This is a genomic window from Flavobacterium sp. FlaQc-52, from assembly GCF_044007495.1.
GTDB lineage: Bacteria > Bacteroidota > Bacteroidia > Flavobacteriales > Flavobacteriaceae > Flavobacterium > Flavobacterium cupriresistens.
The window spans coordinates 1-255 of the sequence record NZ_JBIPCV010000060.1 but is presented as its reverse complement, the minus strand read 5'-3'; the positions used below and the strand labels follow the sequence as shown (position 1 = coordinate 255).

The following is a 255-nucleotide window of genomic DNA, read 5'->3' as shown; positions in this document are numbered from 1 at the left end:
CCAATATTGTTATTTTCTAGAAGTTTTATATATTCATTACTACAATATTGGGTTCCTCTATCGGAATGATGTATCAATTCTAGTCCTTTTTTTTCATTTGCATTACTTGAAATTGCCATTTCTAAGGTTTGAATTGTTTCAGATGTTTGCAAACTATCTCCTAAATGATAACCAACTATTTTTTTTGAATAGGCATCTGTAATAAAACTGATATATAGAAAATCATCTTTAATTTTCCAGTAAGTTATATCGCTT

The 255-nt window shown here is 27.1% G+C and carries 1 protein-coding gene; it reads right to left on the bottom strand.

All coding sequences use genetic code 11. The features are described from left to right. Positions 1–255, bottom strand: a 255-nt coding sequence (locus ACHRV5_RS22495; protein WP_395428347.1) for a transposase, incomplete at both ends; no start/stop codon positions are given.